Raw genomic sequence first — 15,267 nt, 5'->3', positions numbered from 1 at the left:
CGGCATCCAGCTCGTCACGCAGTTCCCGGGCACGGGCGGCGAGCTTCTCCACCGACATGGTCGGGGCCAACGCGGCGAGTTCCGCGGCGGCGTCGGCGAGGTCATCCGCCGCGACATCCTCGGTCGGTGTGCCGAGTCCGTTCTTGATGACGTCGGCCTTCACCACCGACACCGCACCAGTCGCGACGCCGGTACCCACCGCGGAAAGCCACGGCTCGGCATCCACGGTGAGCAGTTGCCCGACCCGGGTCAGCGTCTGCGATTCGCGCTTCGACACCCCCGACACCTGCTCGACCAGCTTCTCCGCGGTGCCGGCGCCGAGCCGCTGCGCGAGACCGCCGAAGCCGTCTTCTTTGCGGGAGCGGTGCTTCACCTCTGCCGCGAACACCCCCAACGACGCTTCGACCAGCCGCCGCAACTCACCCAGCTCGCGCGCACCCGTGAGCAGTGTGTCGTCGTCGAGCACACTCGGGTCGGTGCCGAGCCAGGTGACGGCGGGGGCGGTGGAGGTCATACATCCATTGAAACAACACTCGAACGTATGTACTAGATAGACGAACCATTCTCGGGATAACTCCCACGCAACCACCCTGTGGAGGACTCGCTAACCCACCCCCGTGACCCGCATCACGAACGCCGCAACCGCATCCGCTGCCGTGTCGAGGTGCCGGTCATAGGTGAAACCGCTGAGGGCCTTGCGGGGGCGCAGATCGTGGTCGCCATCGTCGAGCCAGCGCAGCTCGATCTCCGGCGGCAACCCATACCCGGCGACCTCGTCGGGTGACCCGAACGGGTCCCGGGTGCCCTGCACGATCAGGGTCGGGACGCGCAGGTCGATGAGGTGCGCCACCCGCGGCTGATCGGGGCGCGCCGGCGGATGCCAGGGGTAGCTCAGGCAGACCAACCCCGCGACGGCGCCGGCGGAGAACTCCGCCTCGGCGATCATGCTCGCCACCCGGCCGCCCATCGACCGCCCGCCGATCACCGGACGCCCGCCGACTTCGGCGAGCACCGCCCGGTATTCGCCGATCAGCGTGTCAGCGCGCGGGGGCGGCTTGCGCGCCGCCACGCGTCGGGATGCCATGTAGGCGAACTCGAACCGCACGACGCGGACGCCACGAGCGGCGATGCGGGTCGCGATGTCGGTCATCCCACGAGAGTCCATCGCGGCCCCCGCGCCATGGGCGAGCACCAGGGTGGGGGCGGTGTCGGGGCCGTCCACGAGCAGATCCATACCACCCATCCTGGCCGCCGAGACACCCGGCCCGAGGGCTAGGCTTGAGCATCGTGAGAGTCGCCCGCTTCGCCATCGCGGACGCCGACCCCCGGTACGGCATCGTCGACACCGCCGAGGGTGGCGACGACGAGATCGTCGTGTTGGCCGGCGATCCGATCTTCTCGGGGTTCACCCCCACCGGAGAGCGCCTGCCGCTCGCCGACGTGCGGCTGCTGGCGCCCGTCATCCCGCGCTCGAAAGTCGTCTGCGTCGGTCTCAACTACGCCGAGCACCGCGCCGACATGGCAGGCGTCGACGCCCCCGAGAACCCGCTCATCTTCCTCAAACCCAACACCGCGGTGATCGGCCCCGGCGAGGCGATCCAGATTCCGCCGGTCGAGGGCCGGATCACGCACGAGAGCGAACTCGTCGTCGTGATCGGCCGGATCGCGAAGCAGGTGAAGGCCGCGAACTGGAGCGACTACGTGTTCGGGTTCACGATCGGCAACGACGTGTCGGCGCGCGACCAGATGTTCGCCGACGGACAGTGGGCGCGGGCGAAGGGCTACGACACCTTCGCCCCGATCGGCCCGTGGATCGAGACCGAACTCGACCCGTCGAACCTCGAGATCTCGAGCGCCGTCGACGGCGAACCGCGCCGCCGCGGGAACACGAAAGATCTCATCCACGACGTGCCGACACTGATCGAATACATCTCGGACGTCTGGACCCTGCTGCCCGGCGACATCATCATGACCGGCACTCCCTCGGGTCTCGGTGGGTTCGTCGACGGGCAGACGGTCGACATCACGATCGAGGGCATCGGCACGCTCACCAACCCGGCGCGCAACCGCGACAGTGCCACGGCCTGAGCCCGTGAGATGAGCACGATCGCCGTCCTCACCGACGCGGATGTCGTCCGCATCCGCCGCCGCAGCCGTGTGGCGATCATCGGCGGGCAGGCCCTCGCCGGGGTCGGAATGGGGGCAACTTTCTCGGCCGGCGCGCTGCTCGCGACCCAGCTCTCGGGGTCGCCCGCCTGGTCGGGTACCGCGACGACGCTCTCGACCCTCGGCGCTGCTGCCGCGGCGATTCCGCTCGCTCGGCTCGCCCAGCGGTCGGGCCGGTCGCCTGCGCTCGCCACCGGGTCGAGCCTCGCTGCGCTCGGCGCCGTCGTCGCCATCGTCGCGACGGCCGCCGGCCTCTTTCCGTTGTTCCTCGTCGCGATGGGCCTGCTCGGGGTCGGCACCGCCGTCAACCTGCAGTCGCGATTCGCGGCGACCGACCTCTCCGACCCTGCCAAGCGCGGGCGCGATCTCTCGATCGTCGTCTGGTCGACCACGCTCGGCGCGGTGCTCGGGCCGAACCTGATCGGTCCCGGCGACACGCTCGGCCGGTCGCTCGGCTTGCCGGCGCTGTCGGGCGTCCTCTTCTTCGCCCTCGCCGCGCAGGTCGTCGCGATCGTCGTCTACCTCGTCGTGCTACGACCGGACCCGCTGCGCACCGCGTTGCGCCTCGGAGTCGAGCGCGGAGTCGTCGAGGTCGAGACCCGGGCCGAGGATCGCGGCGGGGTGATGGTCGGCATCCTCACCCTCGCGTTCAGCCACGCGACGATGGCGTCGGTGATGGCGATGACGCCGGTGTACCTGGTCGACCACGGGGCGACCCTGCAGATCGTCGGCCTCACCATCAGCCTCCACGTCGCCGGCATGTTCGCGCTGTCGCCGCTCTGGGGCGTGCTCTCCGACCGGTTCGGCCGCACTCCGGTCATTGCGCTCGGCCAGGGGATGCTGCTCGCCTCGCTCTTCATGACCTCGTTCGGCGCCGAAGACTCAGGCTGGGTGCTCGCTGGGCTGATCTTCCTGGGTCTCGGCTGGAGCGCGGCGACCGTCGCGGCATCCGGTCTCGTCGCCGACAGCGCCGATCCGCTGCGGCGAACCGTCGTGCAGGGCCGCGCCGACCTGTCGATGAGCCTCGCCGGCGGCGTCGGCGCAGCGAGCGCGGGGGTGGTGCTCGCGGCGATCGGGTACGCCGGGCTGTCCCTCGTCGCGATGGCTCTGGTCGCCGCCGTGGTGGTCGCCCTGGTCGTCCGAGTTGTGCGCCGGAACAGCGCCGCGCTCGAGTCTGGTCAAGTCTGACCAAGCGGCGTACTCTGGCCGCATGTCGATCAACATCTACGAGGCCAAGACCCAGCTCTCGAAGTTGATTGCGCGCGTCGAGGGGGGCGAAGAGATCACGATCTCGCGCAACGGCCGTCCCGCCGCGCGGCTCGTCCCGATCGGGCGGCGCACCACACCGCGCGTTCCCGGCGCACTCAAGGGGCAGTTCTGGATGGCACCAGACTTCGACGACTTCACCGCGCAGGACGAGGCCGACTGGTACGGCGACGAGTGAGGATCCTATTCGACACGCACATGCTCATCTGGTGGCTCGACGGAGACGACGCTCTGCCGAAGGCGGCGCTCTCGGCGATCGCCGATCCGGCTTCCGACGTCGCGGTCTCATCGATCTCCCTTGCCGAGATCTCGATCAAGCGCGCGATCGGAAAGCTGCGAGCGCCATGGATTCCCGACGTACTGCTCGCGGAGAACGGCATCTCGGTGCTCTCGTACACATCCGACCACGCTCGTCGACTGCTCGAGCTGCCGCTGCACCATCGCGACCCATTCGACCGGATGCTGATCGCACAGGCCATCCATGAAGACATGGTCTTCGCGACGGCCGATCCCCAAGCGAGCGCCTACGGCGTCCGCCTGCTCTGACGCGCGCCTGAGCTCGCTCGACACCTAAGCTCAGTGGCGATGTCTGCCCTCCCCTTCTCCACCGCGACCGGCGCCGATGTGCGCGTGCGGTTCTGCCCCTCGCCCACCGGCACCCCGCACGTCGGCATGGTGCGCACCGCCCTGTTCAACTGGGCGTACGCGCGGCACACCGGTGGCAAGATGGTGTTCCGCATCGAAGACACGGATGCCGCCCGCGACAGCGAGGAGAGCTACCTGCAGCTGATCGACGCGCTCACCTGGCTCGGCATCGACTGGGACGAGGGCGTCGAGATCGGCGGCCCGCACGGCCCGTACCGGCAGTCGCAGCGCCGGTCGATCTACCTCGACGTGATCGAGAAGCTGAAGGCGTCGGGACACCTCTACGAGTCGTTCGTCACCCCCGAAGAGATGGAGGCCCGCAACAAGGAGGCGGGCCGCGACCCGCGCCAGGGCTACGACAACTTCGAGCGCGACCTGACCGAGGCGGAGCGCGTGGCGTTCCGCAACGAGGGCCGCATCCCGAGCCTCCGGCTGCGCGTGCCCGACACCGACCTGTCGTTCAACGATCTCATCCGCGGCGAGATCACCTTCCCGGGCGGGTCGTTCACCGACTTCGTCGTCGTGCGCCCCAACGGTGCTCCGCTCTACACGTTCGTGAATCCGGTCGACGACGCGCTCATGGGCGTCACGCATGTGTTCCGCGGCGAAGACATCCTCTCTTCCACCCCACGGCAGATCGCGCTGTACCTCGCGCTCATCGAGGCCGGCGTCACCGACTTCATCCCGAGATTCGCGCACATGCCACTTGTCTACGGCGAGGGTGCGAAGAAGCTCTCGAAGCGCGACCCCGAGTCGAACCTGTTCCACCACCGCGATCGCGGCTTCATCCCCGAGGGTCTCATCAACTACCTCGCGCTGCTCGGCTGGTCGATCGCCGCCGACCGCGACGTATTCACCGTGCCGGAGTTCACGGCGGCGTTCGACATCGTCGACGTCAACCCCAACCCCGCTCGCTTCGACCAGAAGAAGGCTGACGCGATCAACGGCGACCACATCCGGATGCTCGCTCCCGACGACTTCGCGGCGCGGATCGTGCCGTACCTCTCCGACTACGTCGCGTCGCCGCCCACCGTCGCCCAGGCGGCGATCCTGCGCGAAGCCGCGCCCCTCGTGCAGGAGCGCATGACGGTGCTCTCGGAGGGCCCCGGGCTGCTCGGCTTCCTGTTCACCGCCGACGACGCGCTCGAGTTCGAGGCCGACGCGCTGCCGAAGGATGCCGACCAGGCCCGCCGCATCCTCGAGGCGTCCGTTGGCGTGCTTGGGCGACTCGACGACTTCGCGACGGCGGCGATCGAGGAGGCGCTGCGTACCGAGCTGATCGAGGGCGCGGGGCTCAAGCCCCGGGATGCCTTCGGCCCCCTGCGCACCGGCATCTCGGGCCGACGCATCAGCCCGCCACTGTTCGAGTCGATGGAGATCCTGGGCAAGGCTTCGACTCTGGCGCGGCTCGAGCGGTTCCGTCAGCACCTGGGCTGATGGAGGCGATCGGTCGGCCGCCGACGCCGGAGCTGGCGCCGTTCGTCAGATCGCTGTGGTTCGTCCGCGGGGCACCCCAGCGCCGCTATGAACGCATCCTTCCGCAAGCGGTCGCCCATCTCATCGTGAACCTCTCCGACCCCTACCGGCTGCTGACGCGTGGCGGTGAGGTGATCGGCGACGCGTTCACGGGCGCCTTCGTCTCCGGCGTGCAGCGGGAGTACGTCGTGATCGAGAACCCGGCGACCTTGTGGCAGTGCGGCGCCGAGCTCACGCCCGCGGGGCTCGCAGCATTCACCACGACGCCACTCGCCGAATTGAGCGACCGGGTTCGGGATGCCGGCGCGATCATCGCGGGCAGCGACAGGTGGCGCGACCCGTTACGCGCTGCTTCGGGCGCCGAAGAGACGCTCCGGCGCCTCGAAGGCCTGCTCACGGCGGTTCGGCGCACCGGCTTCGCGATCGACAGCCGCGTGGCCGACGCGACGGGTCGCCTCGACGCCGACCCCGACATCCCGATTCGTCGACTCGCGGTCGACCTCGGCCTCTCTGACGCTGCCCTCATCGCCCTGTTCCGGCGTGGCGTCGGCATCACCCCCAAGGCGTACGCCGACCTGGTGCGCTTCGTCGGGTTCATCGCCGCCATTCCAGCCGACGGCCCGATCCCGACCTGGACCGACCTCGTCGCGCGCACCGGCTACTACGACCAGCCGCACTTCATCCGCTCGTTCAAGCGCTACGCCGGCGTCACGCCCACGCAGTACCTCGCGGGCATCCGGCAGTTCGGGATCGAGTACCGCTCGTTCCTGCCGATGGATGAAATTTCCGACAATCTGGCGGCCCTCGCCGAGCGCTAGGTTCGGGCGATCCGTCTTGTTGAAAGGACACCCGAATGGATTTCTCTGGCATCAACTGGCTCGGCGTCGCCGTCGCGGGCGTCGTCGCGATGGTGATCGGCGGCCTCTGGTACGGCCTCGTGTTCGCGAAGCCCTGGCAGCGCGCCGCCGGCGTCACCGACGAGCAGCTCACCAGGGGAGCGCCGCTCGCCTACGGCGCCTCTCTCCTGCTCGCCCTTGTCATGGCCATCGTGCTCGCCCCGCTCATCGCCGGCGGCGGAGCGTTGTTCGGCACGTTCGCCGGTCTCGCGGTCGGGCTCGGCTGGGTCGCCACCTCGCTCGGAATGATCGCCCTGTTCGAGCGTCGACCGTTCGCGCACTGGGCCGTCAATGCCGGCTACGCGATCGTCTCGTACACCGCGATGGGCGCCATCCTCGGAGCCTTCCAGGCCTGACTTCGCGGCTGCGCACGTGCGGTAGAGTGGTCAGTCGGTCCGCTTCCGGGCGGAACCGGTGGGGTATGGTGTAATTGGCAACACGGCTGATTCTGGTTCAGTTGTTCTTGGTTCGAGTCCAGGTACCCCAGCAATCGGCGCCACCGAGCGCACAGGTACTATCACGCCACGCTGACGGAGTCAGTCAGTCTCCGTCATGCGCGAGTCTTTTTACGCATCAGGGCTTTCCGAGAGGCTTCATTTCCGAACCGGCGGGCCGGGTATGGTATTGGATTCCGCGCGGCGAGAGAACCTGCTCAATGGCGGAAACCATGCCGCCGATTAGGCCGGCCTCGTCACCTAGCTCCGTGTGCACGATGGAGAGGTTGCGAGTCGCGAGCGGCTGGGCCTGCTGGTAGACGACACTGCGGATCTGCGACAGCACGTCGTCGGTGCACCGCGTCACCTCGCCGCCAATCACAACGCGCGCAGGATTGCAGAAGTTGACGAGGTCGGCGATCGCGACGCCGATGACCGAGGCCACCTCTCGCACGATGTTGACCGTCGTGGCGTCACCACGTGAGAGCTGATCAATCAACTCGCGCGGCGAGACTTGCCGCCCGAGCGCCTCGCCGAGGCGAGCCGCCATGGCATCCACGGATCCCACCGCCGAGAGGCATCCCCGGTTCCCGCAACTGCATAGGACGTCGGAGGACCCGCTGGCACGGAGATGGCCGATGTCGCCAGCCGAACCGTCAACTCCGTGCAGCAGCAGTCCGCTCTCGCTGACGAAGCCCCCGCCGATACCCGTGCCGATGTCGATGAGCAGCAGAGGGAGCTTGTCGTCGCTCAGCGAGCGCGCTTCGCCGAGCGATTTGAGATTGACCGCATTGTCCACAACCGCGTCGCAGTTGAAGCGGTCAGCCATGAACCGGCATGCCTCGAAGCCGTCCCAGCCGGGCATGAGCGGCGGGCGGACGACGATGCCTCGTCGAGAGTCGACAGGTCCGGGGATGCCGACCGAGATCGCGAGTGGCTCTGCACCGTTCTTGCCGACGTCGTTCAGCAGGTCGTCGAAGGCCTGGAACATCAGCTCGACGACCTCGTCGGGCCCCCGGCTCACTTCCACCCTGATCGTGCGCTGGCCGAGCATCTGCTTGTCGAGCGTCGTGATCGCGATCGTCACCTGGTCGATGCTGATGTCTGCGACCAGCACGACCCCACGATCGGGGTTGATGGTGAAGGTCTGCGCCGGTCGCCCGCGAGCAGGGATGCCCGGCGTGCCGGCCTCGACGATGAGCTGGGCTCCGAGCAGCACCTGAAGGTGGCCGTCGATCGTCGAGCGGGCGAGACCGGTCGACGCGATGATCTCGCGCCGGCTCACGACGTTCCCATTCGCGATGATCCGGGCGATCGTGCTCCGGGCGGCGTGTGCACTCGGGGAAAGTTGATGGTCGGGCTCCAGAAGTTGAACTTCTGTCCAGAGGGTTCCCATGGTCGAGATGATACAGGCAGTTCGATCTATAGATATGTCGAAAGCAACATAAATCAGGCACTTTGAATCTGATCTGCGCCTGCTTATAGTCGTGCCATGAACCAACGGCGATTCGTGGAGGGCGGTGCTGTCATCGCTGACAGCACCGCTCCGCGAATCGAAGTGCGCGGACTCAGCAAGGCTTTTCTCGGCGCCAATGCGCTGGAGGACGTGAGCTTCACCATCGCACCGGGCGAGGTGCTCGCCTTGATCGGAGAGAACGGCGCCGGCAAGTCGACGCTCATCAAGATCCTCTCGGGCGCTCACCATCCCGATCGAGGCGAGGTGCTGATCAACGGGAAGAAGGTCGACATCACCGGCCCGCGGGCGGCCGAGAGCCTTGGAGTCGCGACCGTCTACCAGGAGCTCAGCCTGTTCCCCGAGCTCTCGGTCGCCGAGAACCTCGTGTTCGGCGCCTATCCCGGACGGGGCGTCATCGACTGGCGTGCCGCCCGGCGCGAGGCCGAGGAATTCCTCGCCAGTCTCGACGTGCACCTCGACGTGACCCGCAAGGTGCGCGAGTTGAGCATCGCCGACAAGCAAATGCTGGAGATCGCCAAGGCCCTGCACCGCCGCGCCGAGATCGTCATCCTCGACGAACCCACCGCCGTGCTAGGCGGCGACGACGTCGAGCACCTCCTCGCGCTCGTCCGATCGCTCCGGGACCGTGGGGTCAGCGTGATTTTCGTCTCGCACCGTCTCGAAGAGGTGTTCGGGGTCGCCGACAATTACATCGTCCTGCGAGACGGGCGGCTCACCGGGGCCGGACGAGTGTCGGATACCGACCACGACGACCTGGTGTCCAAAATGGTCGGTCGTGAATTCGCGCGCTCCGCGCGCTCCGTCAATCAGACGGTGGGCGACGTCGTACTCGAGGTCGAGCACCTCTCGCGCGACGGAGTACTCGCCGATATCTCGTTGACGGTCCGAGCGGGCGAGGTTCTCGGCATCGCAGGTCTGCGCGGCGCAGGTCGCACCGAGCTCGCGCGAGCGATCTACGGTGTAGACCCGATCAGTTCCGGAACCGTGCGCGTCAACGGCTCCGCAATCTCGAACGGCAGTTCCCTGAAATCGATTCGCGCTGGAATCGGACTTGTGCCCGAGGAGAGGAAGAGCCAGGGGATCTTCGTCGCGCTGTCGACGGCCATGAACATCCCCGTCGTGAAGATGCTGAAGCACGGAGCAGCTACTCTGCGTCCGGCCGCAGAGCGGCGCCTCGCCGAGCACTACCGGGACCAACTGCGTATCAAGGTGGGCGACGTCGCGGCACCCGTCGCGGCGCTCTCGGGCGGCAACCAGCAGAAGGTCGTTCTCGCCAAGTGGCTCGCCGCCGGCGTCGACGTGCTGATCCTCGACGAGCCCACGCGAGGGATCGATGTCGGGGCCAAGCAGGAGATCTACCGGCTCATCCACGACCTGTGCGAGCAGGGCTTGGCCATCATCGTGATCTCGTCCGACTTGCCGGAAGTCATGTCGCTCAGTCATCGCATCCTCGTCATGTACCACGGAACGGCGGTCGCCGAACTCGATGGCGACACGGCGACGGAGCAGCAGGTCATGTTCCATGCAGTAGGAGGCAGAGACTGATGTCCGCAATCGGGCCGACGGGCACGCGCAACTGGGTGCTGCAGCAGCTGCGCCAGAACTGGATCACCATCGCGGTGTTCATCGTGGTACTGATCGCGGTGGCGATCTTCGTGCCGGCGTTCTACCAGCCCGCGAACCTCTTGAACGTGGCGCGGCAGTCGTCGATTGTGGGAGTCGTCGCGATTGGAATGACATTCGTCATCCTGACCGGAGGCATCGACCTCTCAGTCGGGTCTATCCTCGCGTTGTCCGGTGTCACGATGGCCATGCTCATCAACCAGGGCATGGCACCGGGTCTGGCCATTGTGCTCGCACTTGTGGTCGGGGTGGTTGCCGGGCTCGTGAACGGGCTCGCGGTCGCGGTGCTCAGGATCCAGCCCTTCATCGTCACCTTGGCGACGATGGTGGCGATTACAGGAATCGCCCTGCGCGTGACCAATGGGGGGCCTCAGCCGTTCAACAACGTCGGTGACTTGTTCAACTTCCTGGGCAGCGGCAACGTGTTCGGGCTCCCCGGACCGTTCCTGGTGTTCCTGATCGTCGCTGTCATCGGCATCCTCGTTCTGCGTTATCTGACCTTCGGGCGGTATCTATACGCCATCGGCGGCAGCACCGAGGCCGCCCGTCTCAGCGGCGTTCCTACCACGAAGACCCTGCTGACCGCCTACGCGCTCAGCGGACTGACGGCGGCGCTGGCGGGCGTGATGACCGCATCCCGGCTCGGGGTCGGTTCGCCGACCGCGGGCGGCCTGGCAAACCTCGACGCCATCACTGCCGTGGTCATCGGCGGAACCAGTCTTCTGGGAGGAACAGGCGGTGCGATCGGCACGGTGTTCGGTGCCGTGCTTCTGGCGGTGATGTCCAACCTGATGAACCTCATCGGAATCTCACCGTTCGACCAGCAGATCGTAAAGGGCGCCGTCATCGTGCTCGCCGTCTTGTTCGCCATGCACGCCACCCGCAAGAGGATCTCCGATCGCCGGGCCACGCTCGCGCCTTCGAAGAACGCTGACCCACCGCTGCCGAAGTAGGAGGTCAGCGGCACTACCCCCACCCATCAACATGGAAGGTGAAACAATGCAGTTCACGCAACCCAGGCTCAAGGGTCTGACAGTAGTCCTCGCCCTTGCAGCCACCATAACCATCGGCCTCGCCGGGTGCTCGACGACGACTCCGAACCCGCAGTCGACGAGCATCGCTTCCGACACTCCGAAGCCGAGTCTCTACTGCGGCGAGGAATGTGCGGCGCAACTCGAACTCACGGCCGTGCCAGCCAGTGTGCAGTGCGAGGTCGGTGTCTCGTGGAGCGCCACGTCGTTCCCGTACGGAGCTGTCTCGTCGCAGCAGATCCCCGATCACGCAGCCAATTGGTTCCCCGGTATGACTGTTACGGTCACCGACGGCCAGAATGACGCTGCGATCCAGTCGGGTCAGGTCGACGAGATGATCGCTCAGGGCATCGATGTGCTCATCATCTCGCCGCGCGATTCGGATGCGCTCGCGGGTGCGGTGGACCGTGCCGTCGCGGCCGGTATCAAGGTGATCGCCGCCGACCGAGCCGTCAACACTGAGGTCGACACTTATATCGGATCGGACAACGTCGAGGCCGGAGTCGTCAGCGGTGAGAACATCGCCGCGGTGCTCGGTGACGGCGGCAAGCTCGTGGAACTCGCCGGCAGCTTGGGAGCATCGCCGACGATCGCACGCGGCGACGGGCTACGTACAGGCCTGGAAGGTTCCGGCGTCGAGATCATCGACAGCCAGACCGCCGACTACGACCAGGCAAAGGGGCTGACCGTCATGCAGGACCTCTTGCAGAAGTATCCGTCTGGCTCGATCGACGGCGTCTACACTCACAACGATCAGATGGCCTTCGGCGCGATCCAGGCGATCAAGGAGGCGGGGCGCGAAGGCGAGATCCAGGTCTTCAGCATCGACGGCGAAGACAAGGCGCTTGAGTACATCCAGAGTGGAGAGATGCAGTCGACGGTCGGGTATCCCCTGGTGACGAAGGAGTCGGTGATCGCCGCTGCAAAGCTGTGCTCCGGTGAACCGATCGATGAGCGGATCACACTTGACTCGACGCTGATCGACTCATCGAACGTCGCCGAGTACGTCGGCGTGAGCCCGCAGACGGAGTAGTCGGCCGCTCAGCCAATTGTTCGGAAGGGGTCGGGATAACGCCCCGACCCCTTCCTCCATCAACAAAGGAAAACTTACGTGAAGATCTCATACAACACCTGGTCCTACTCCAGCTTTTTCGTCTGGGTGCCCTCGTACACACTCGACGAGACCATCAAACGCATCGCAGGCCTGGGCTATGACGGCATCGAAATCGGAGCCGCCGCACCGCACGCCTACCCCGCTCATCTCGGCGCCGACCGTCGCGCCCAGGTGCGGGATCTGCTCCAGGAGCACGGCATCGCGCTCTCGAGCATGTTGCCCGCTCCCTCCGGCGGACCGGGCAACAACCCGGCCTCACCGTACATCGAGGAGCGGCGTGCCACCGTCGAGCACTACAAAGAGCTCGCCGAGCTCACGGCATTCTGGGGTGGAAAGACCCTGATCTACCTGCCCGGCTGGGCGATCTTTGGAACCAGCAGACGTCAGGCCTGGGAATGGAGTCGGGAGGTCCTCACCGAGGTGGCCGATGCGATCGAGCACACCGGCGTCACCCTGGTCATCGAGCCGACCTCCCACGACACCAATCTGTGCGTTTCGGCGGACGACGCGATCGAGCTCATGCAGGACGTCAACCGGCCGAACGTCAAGCTGATGTTCGACACCTTCCACGTCAACTACAGTCGCGAGGTCAACACCGATTACGTGTACAAGATGGGTGCCGATCTGAAGCACATCCACATCTCGGACAACGACCGGCTCCCTCCAGGCAAGGGCGTCGTGGACTTCCCCTCGATCATCGAGGCGATGATCGACATCGAGTTCGACGGCTACCTGACAATGGAGACCGGATTCCACCGCCGTGGGATCGAACCCGATCAGGACGCGCGCGAAGGCATCGAGTACCTGCGACCCCTCGTGGAGCAGAAGCTGGCGCTCCGCGCGGAGAAGAAGTAAGGCGGCGATGGTGAGTTCCGCGTTCGTTCCGACGGAGGCCCTGCTGTTCTTCAACAGAGCCGATGCGGTCACGATCGATGCCCTCGCGGCGCAGGTGATCCCTTCTGAGGAGGGGTCTCCCGGCGCCCGTGAGGCAGGAGTCGTGTACTACATCGATCGCGCTTTGGCGGGCTTCCTGCGGGACCTGCAGCCCCTGTACCGCAGGGGGCTGGAGGCGTTTGCGGACCTCGCTGTCGACCGATTCGGCGCTCCCTTCGTCGAACTCAGCGGTGCCGACCAGCAGGCCTTCGTCGAGGAACTCGATGCGTTGTCGGTCGACGCGCCCGAGGAGTTCTCGGGGCAGTTCTTCCGCATCGTCCGCGAACACACCGTGCAGGGTTTCTTCGGCGACCCTGCCTACGGAGGCAACCGCGACGCCGTCGGCTGGAAGCTGGTCGGCTTCCCCGGAGCGCAATGGGGCTATTCGGCGGAGCAGATGCAGCCCGGTGTCGATGCCCGGAGCATCCCGATCCTCACGGTCGGCGACCTGTACGCGCGCATCCGGGAGACACGCGGATGACCTCGTTCGACGTGATCATCGTCGGCCTCGGCTCCGCCGGCGGGATCCTCGCAGAGCGGCTCACCACGGCAGGGGCGCGGGTGCTGGGACTCGACAAGGGCGCGGATTACACCGCCGAGGATTTCGAGATCAAACAGGATGAATTGCGCTATTACCAGCGCGGCGCGATCGTCTCGGGGGTCACCGTCGATCCGGTGACCTGGCGGGCGGACGAGTCCACAAGCGCGCGGATCCTGCCGTGGTCCGCGGGCGCGCTCGGCTCGGATGAGCCCCTCTACGGCATGCCATCGATCGGCATCGGCGGGGGAACTCTCCATTGGGGCTGCGCCGCATACCGCTTCCGCGAGGCGGATTTTCGCATGCGCTCGGCGATCGCCGAACGGTTCGGCGCGGACAAGCTGCCCGAGGGTTCGACGCTCTCCGATTGGCCGATCAGTTACGCGGATCTCGAGCCCTACTACGAGCGCGTCGAGTGGGAGCAGGGCTACTCGGGCCGCGCGGGCAATATCAAGGGCCAGTTCGCGCCCGGCACGAACCCGTTCGAGCCTCCCCGCAACCGCGACTACCCGATGCCGCCGGTGCCGCAGGGACCCGGTGATCTCCCCTGGGTGGCGGCGGCGGAACGGCTGGGCATGCATCCGTTCCGTCAGCCCCTGGCGATCAACTCGACGGAGTACGAGGGACGAGCGGCCTGCCTGAATTGCGGGTTCTGCCACGGCTACCCGTGCCACGTCGGAGCGAAGTCGAGCACACACGTCACGAGCGTCCCCGCGGCGAAACTCACCGGGAACCTCGACCTTCGCCCGCATTCGCGCGTACTGCGCGTCAACCGCACCCCCGATGGTCGTCGCGTTGTCGGTGTGACCTACGTCGACGGGTCGGATACCGTGCACGAGGTCGAGGCCCCGATCGTCGTCCTCACCGCCTACGCGCTCGAGAACGTCCGGCTGTTGCTGGTCTCGGGTATCGACGGCCGCGGCAATGTGGGTGCCAATTTCATGACCCACAACTTCGGTTGGTTCGCCTCGATCCTGCCCGAGCCGACCAACCCGTTCCTCGGCACGTTCAACGCGTCCAGCGCCGTCGACGACTTCACGTCGGAGCTCGTCCCCGACAACGATCTCGGGGTGCTCTGGGGGTCGCCGGTCATCAGCGTGACCGGCGATCTCCAGCCCATCGAGGCCTACCACCTCATGAATCCGTCTGTGAAGAAGTACGGGCTCGAGTTCAAGCACTGGATGCGCGACAACTACACCCACATGCACCGGATGTACTCGCAGACCACGAACTTTCCGTACCGCGAGCACTACGTCGACCTCGACCCGAACATCGTCGACCGATGGGGAGTCCCGGCCGTCCGGATCACCCACGACTGGGCGAACCACGACGCGAACTCGGTCACCCTGTTCGGCGAGATCAAGCAGCGGATCGCTCGTGAGATGGGGGCGACACAGACCTGGATGGACTCACCGCGTCCTCCGTACCACCTCTCGACTCACGACGTGGGTGTGCACCGGATGGGATTCGATCCTGAGACCTCGGTGACCGACCCCTTCGGCGCGGTGCACGACGTCGACGGGTTGTATGCGATCGGCGGAGGCGGCTTCGTCAGCTACGGCGGGTACAACCCGAACCAGACCATTCAGGCGCTCGCGTACATGAGCGCGGAGCACCTGGTCGAACGCGCCGGCGCTCGCGGCGCCTAATCAACTCTCCGTACGAAAG

General features: G+C 66.6%; 16 protein-coding genes and 1 tRNA gene. 14 read left to right on the top strand and 3 right to left on the bottom strand.

Annotated features, from left to right (window positions below):
* Both WBL06_RS01010 and WBL06_RS01005 read right to left on the bottom strand, forming a co-directional pair.
* The coding region (locus WBL06_RS01010) for a hypothetical protein (RefSeq protein ID WP_424454110.1) at positions 1 to 514 on the bottom strand (514 nt) is incomplete at its 3' end.
* Positions 515 to 604: 90 nt separating this feature from the next.
* The gene (locus tag WBL06_RS01005; protein WP_424454109.1) at positions 605 to 1,234 is read right to left on the bottom strand and encodes an alpha/beta family hydrolase; all 630 of its coding nucleotides are present in this window, start codon (positions 1,232 to 1,234) and stop codon (positions 605 to 607) included.
* 53 nt (positions 1,235 to 1,287) lie between these two features.
* On the opposite strand from WBL06_RS01005, the gene WBL06_RS01000 reads away from it, so the two are divergent.
* The 8 genes from WBL06_RS01000 (at position 1,288) to WBL06_RS00965 (ending at position 6,936) form a co-directional block, all read left to right on the top strand.
* Positions 1,288 to 2,088 carry a fumarylacetoacetate hydrolase family protein gene (locus tag WBL06_RS01000; RefSeq protein ID WP_424454108.1) on the top strand — a complete coding sequence of 267 codons (801 nt, stop codon included), beginning with the start codon at positions 1,288 to 1,290 and terminating at the stop codon, positions 2,086 to 2,088.
* Between the two features lie 9 nt (positions 2,089 to 2,097).
* The gene (locus tag WBL06_RS00995; protein ID WP_424454107.1) at positions 2,098 to 3,354 is read left to right on the top strand and encodes an MFS transporter; all 1,257 of its coding nucleotides are present in this window, start codon (positions 2,098 to 2,100) and stop codon (positions 3,352 to 3,354) included.
* Positions 3,355 to 3,376: 22 nt separating this feature from the next.
* Positions 3,377 to 3,610, top strand: coding sequence for a type II toxin-antitoxin system Phd/YefM family antitoxin (locus WBL06_RS00990; protein ID WP_424454106.1), 234 nt, complete (start codon positions 3,377 to 3,379; stop codon positions 3,608 to 3,610).
* Positions 3,607 to 3,978, top strand: a complete 372-nt coding sequence (locus WBL06_RS00985; RefSeq protein WP_424454105.1) for a type II toxin-antitoxin system VapC family toxin — start codon at positions 3,607 to 3,609, stop codon at positions 3,976 to 3,978. Before WBL06_RS00990 ends, WBL06_RS00985 begins: the two co-directional genes overlap by 4 nt.
* A 39-nt stretch (positions 3,979 to 4,017) precedes the next feature.
* Positions 4,018 to 5,514, top strand: a complete 1,497-nt coding sequence (gene gltX, locus WBL06_RS00980; RefSeq protein ID WP_424454104.1) for a glutamate--tRNA ligase — start codon at positions 4,018 to 4,020, stop codon at positions 5,512 to 5,514.
* On the top strand, positions 5,514 to 6,371 hold the full coding sequence (locus tag WBL06_RS00975) for a DUF6597 domain-containing transcriptional factor (RefSeq protein ID WP_424454103.1): 858 nt from the start codon (positions 5,514 to 5,516) through the stop codon (positions 6,369 to 6,371). Before gltX ends, WBL06_RS00975 begins: the two co-directional genes overlap by 1 nt.
* Before the next feature lie 35 nt (positions 6,372 to 6,406).
* Entirely contained in the window at positions 6,407 to 6,805 is a 399-nt protein-coding gene (locus WBL06_RS00970) for a DUF1761 domain-containing protein (RefSeq protein WP_424454102.1), read from the top strand.
* A gap of 59 nt (positions 6,806 to 6,864) precedes the next feature.
* Positions 6,865 to 6,936 (top strand) — tRNA-Gln (locus WBL06_RS00965).
* Between the two features lie 86 nt (positions 6,937 to 7,022).
* On the opposite strand, the gene WBL06_RS00960 is transcribed toward WBL06_RS00965, so the two are convergent.
* Positions 7,023 to 8,588, bottom strand: coding sequence for an ROK family protein (locus WBL06_RS00960; protein ID WP_424454101.1), 1,566 nt, complete (start codon positions 8,586 to 8,588; stop codon positions 7,023 to 7,025).
* Between WBL06_RS00960 and WBL06_RS00955 the strand changes: the two genes are divergently transcribed.
* From WBL06_RS00955 to WBL06_RS00930, 6 genes are all read left to right on the top strand, one after another.
* Positions 8,526 to 9,905 carry a sugar ABC transporter ATP-binding protein gene (locus WBL06_RS00955; RefSeq protein WP_424454100.1) on the top strand — a complete coding sequence of 460 codons (1,380 nt, stop codon included), beginning with the start codon at positions 8,526 to 8,528 and terminating at the stop codon, positions 9,903 to 9,905. The genes WBL06_RS00960 and WBL06_RS00955 overlap by 63 nt on opposite strands.
* A gap of 35 nt (positions 9,906 to 9,940) precedes the next feature.
* Positions 9,941 to 10,936 (top strand): ABC transporter permease, encoded by a 996-nt coding sequence (locus WBL06_RS00950; protein ID WP_424454099.1) that lies wholly within the window; start codon positions 9,941 to 9,943, stop codon positions 10,934 to 10,936.
* Positions 10,937 to 10,982: 46 nt separating this feature from the next.
* Positions 10,983 to 12,047 (top strand): substrate-binding domain-containing protein, encoded by a 1,065-nt coding sequence (locus WBL06_RS00945; protein ID WP_424454098.1) that lies wholly within the window; start codon positions 10,983 to 10,985, stop codon positions 12,045 to 12,047.
* A gap of 78 nt (positions 12,048 to 12,125) precedes the next feature.
* Positions 12,126 to 12,983 (top strand): sugar phosphate isomerase/epimerase family protein, encoded by an 858-nt coding sequence (locus WBL06_RS00940; protein ID WP_424454097.1) that lies wholly within the window; start codon positions 12,126 to 12,128, stop codon positions 12,981 to 12,983.
* A gap of 10 nt (positions 12,984 to 12,993) precedes the next feature.
* On the top strand, positions 12,994 to 13,542 hold the full coding sequence (locus tag WBL06_RS00935) for a gluconate 2-dehydrogenase subunit 3 family protein (protein ID WP_424454096.1): 549 nt from the start codon (positions 12,994 to 12,996) through the stop codon (positions 13,540 to 13,542).
* Positions 13,539 to 15,248 carry a GMC family oxidoreductase gene (locus WBL06_RS00930; RefSeq protein ID WP_424454095.1) on the top strand — a complete coding sequence of 570 codons (1,710 nt, stop codon included), beginning with the start codon at positions 13,539 to 13,541 and terminating at the stop codon, positions 15,246 to 15,248. The genes WBL06_RS00935 and WBL06_RS00930 overlap by 4 nt, the downstream gene beginning before the upstream one ends.
* Positions 15,249 to 15,267: the final 19 nt, after the last annotated feature.

The organism is Pseudolysinimonas sp. (assembly GCF_049651805.1).
Classification (GTDB): Bacteria; Actinomycetota; Actinomycetes; order Actinomycetales; family Microbacteriaceae; genus Pseudolysinimonas_A.
This window is presented reverse-complemented; position numbering and strand designations above follow the sequence as displayed.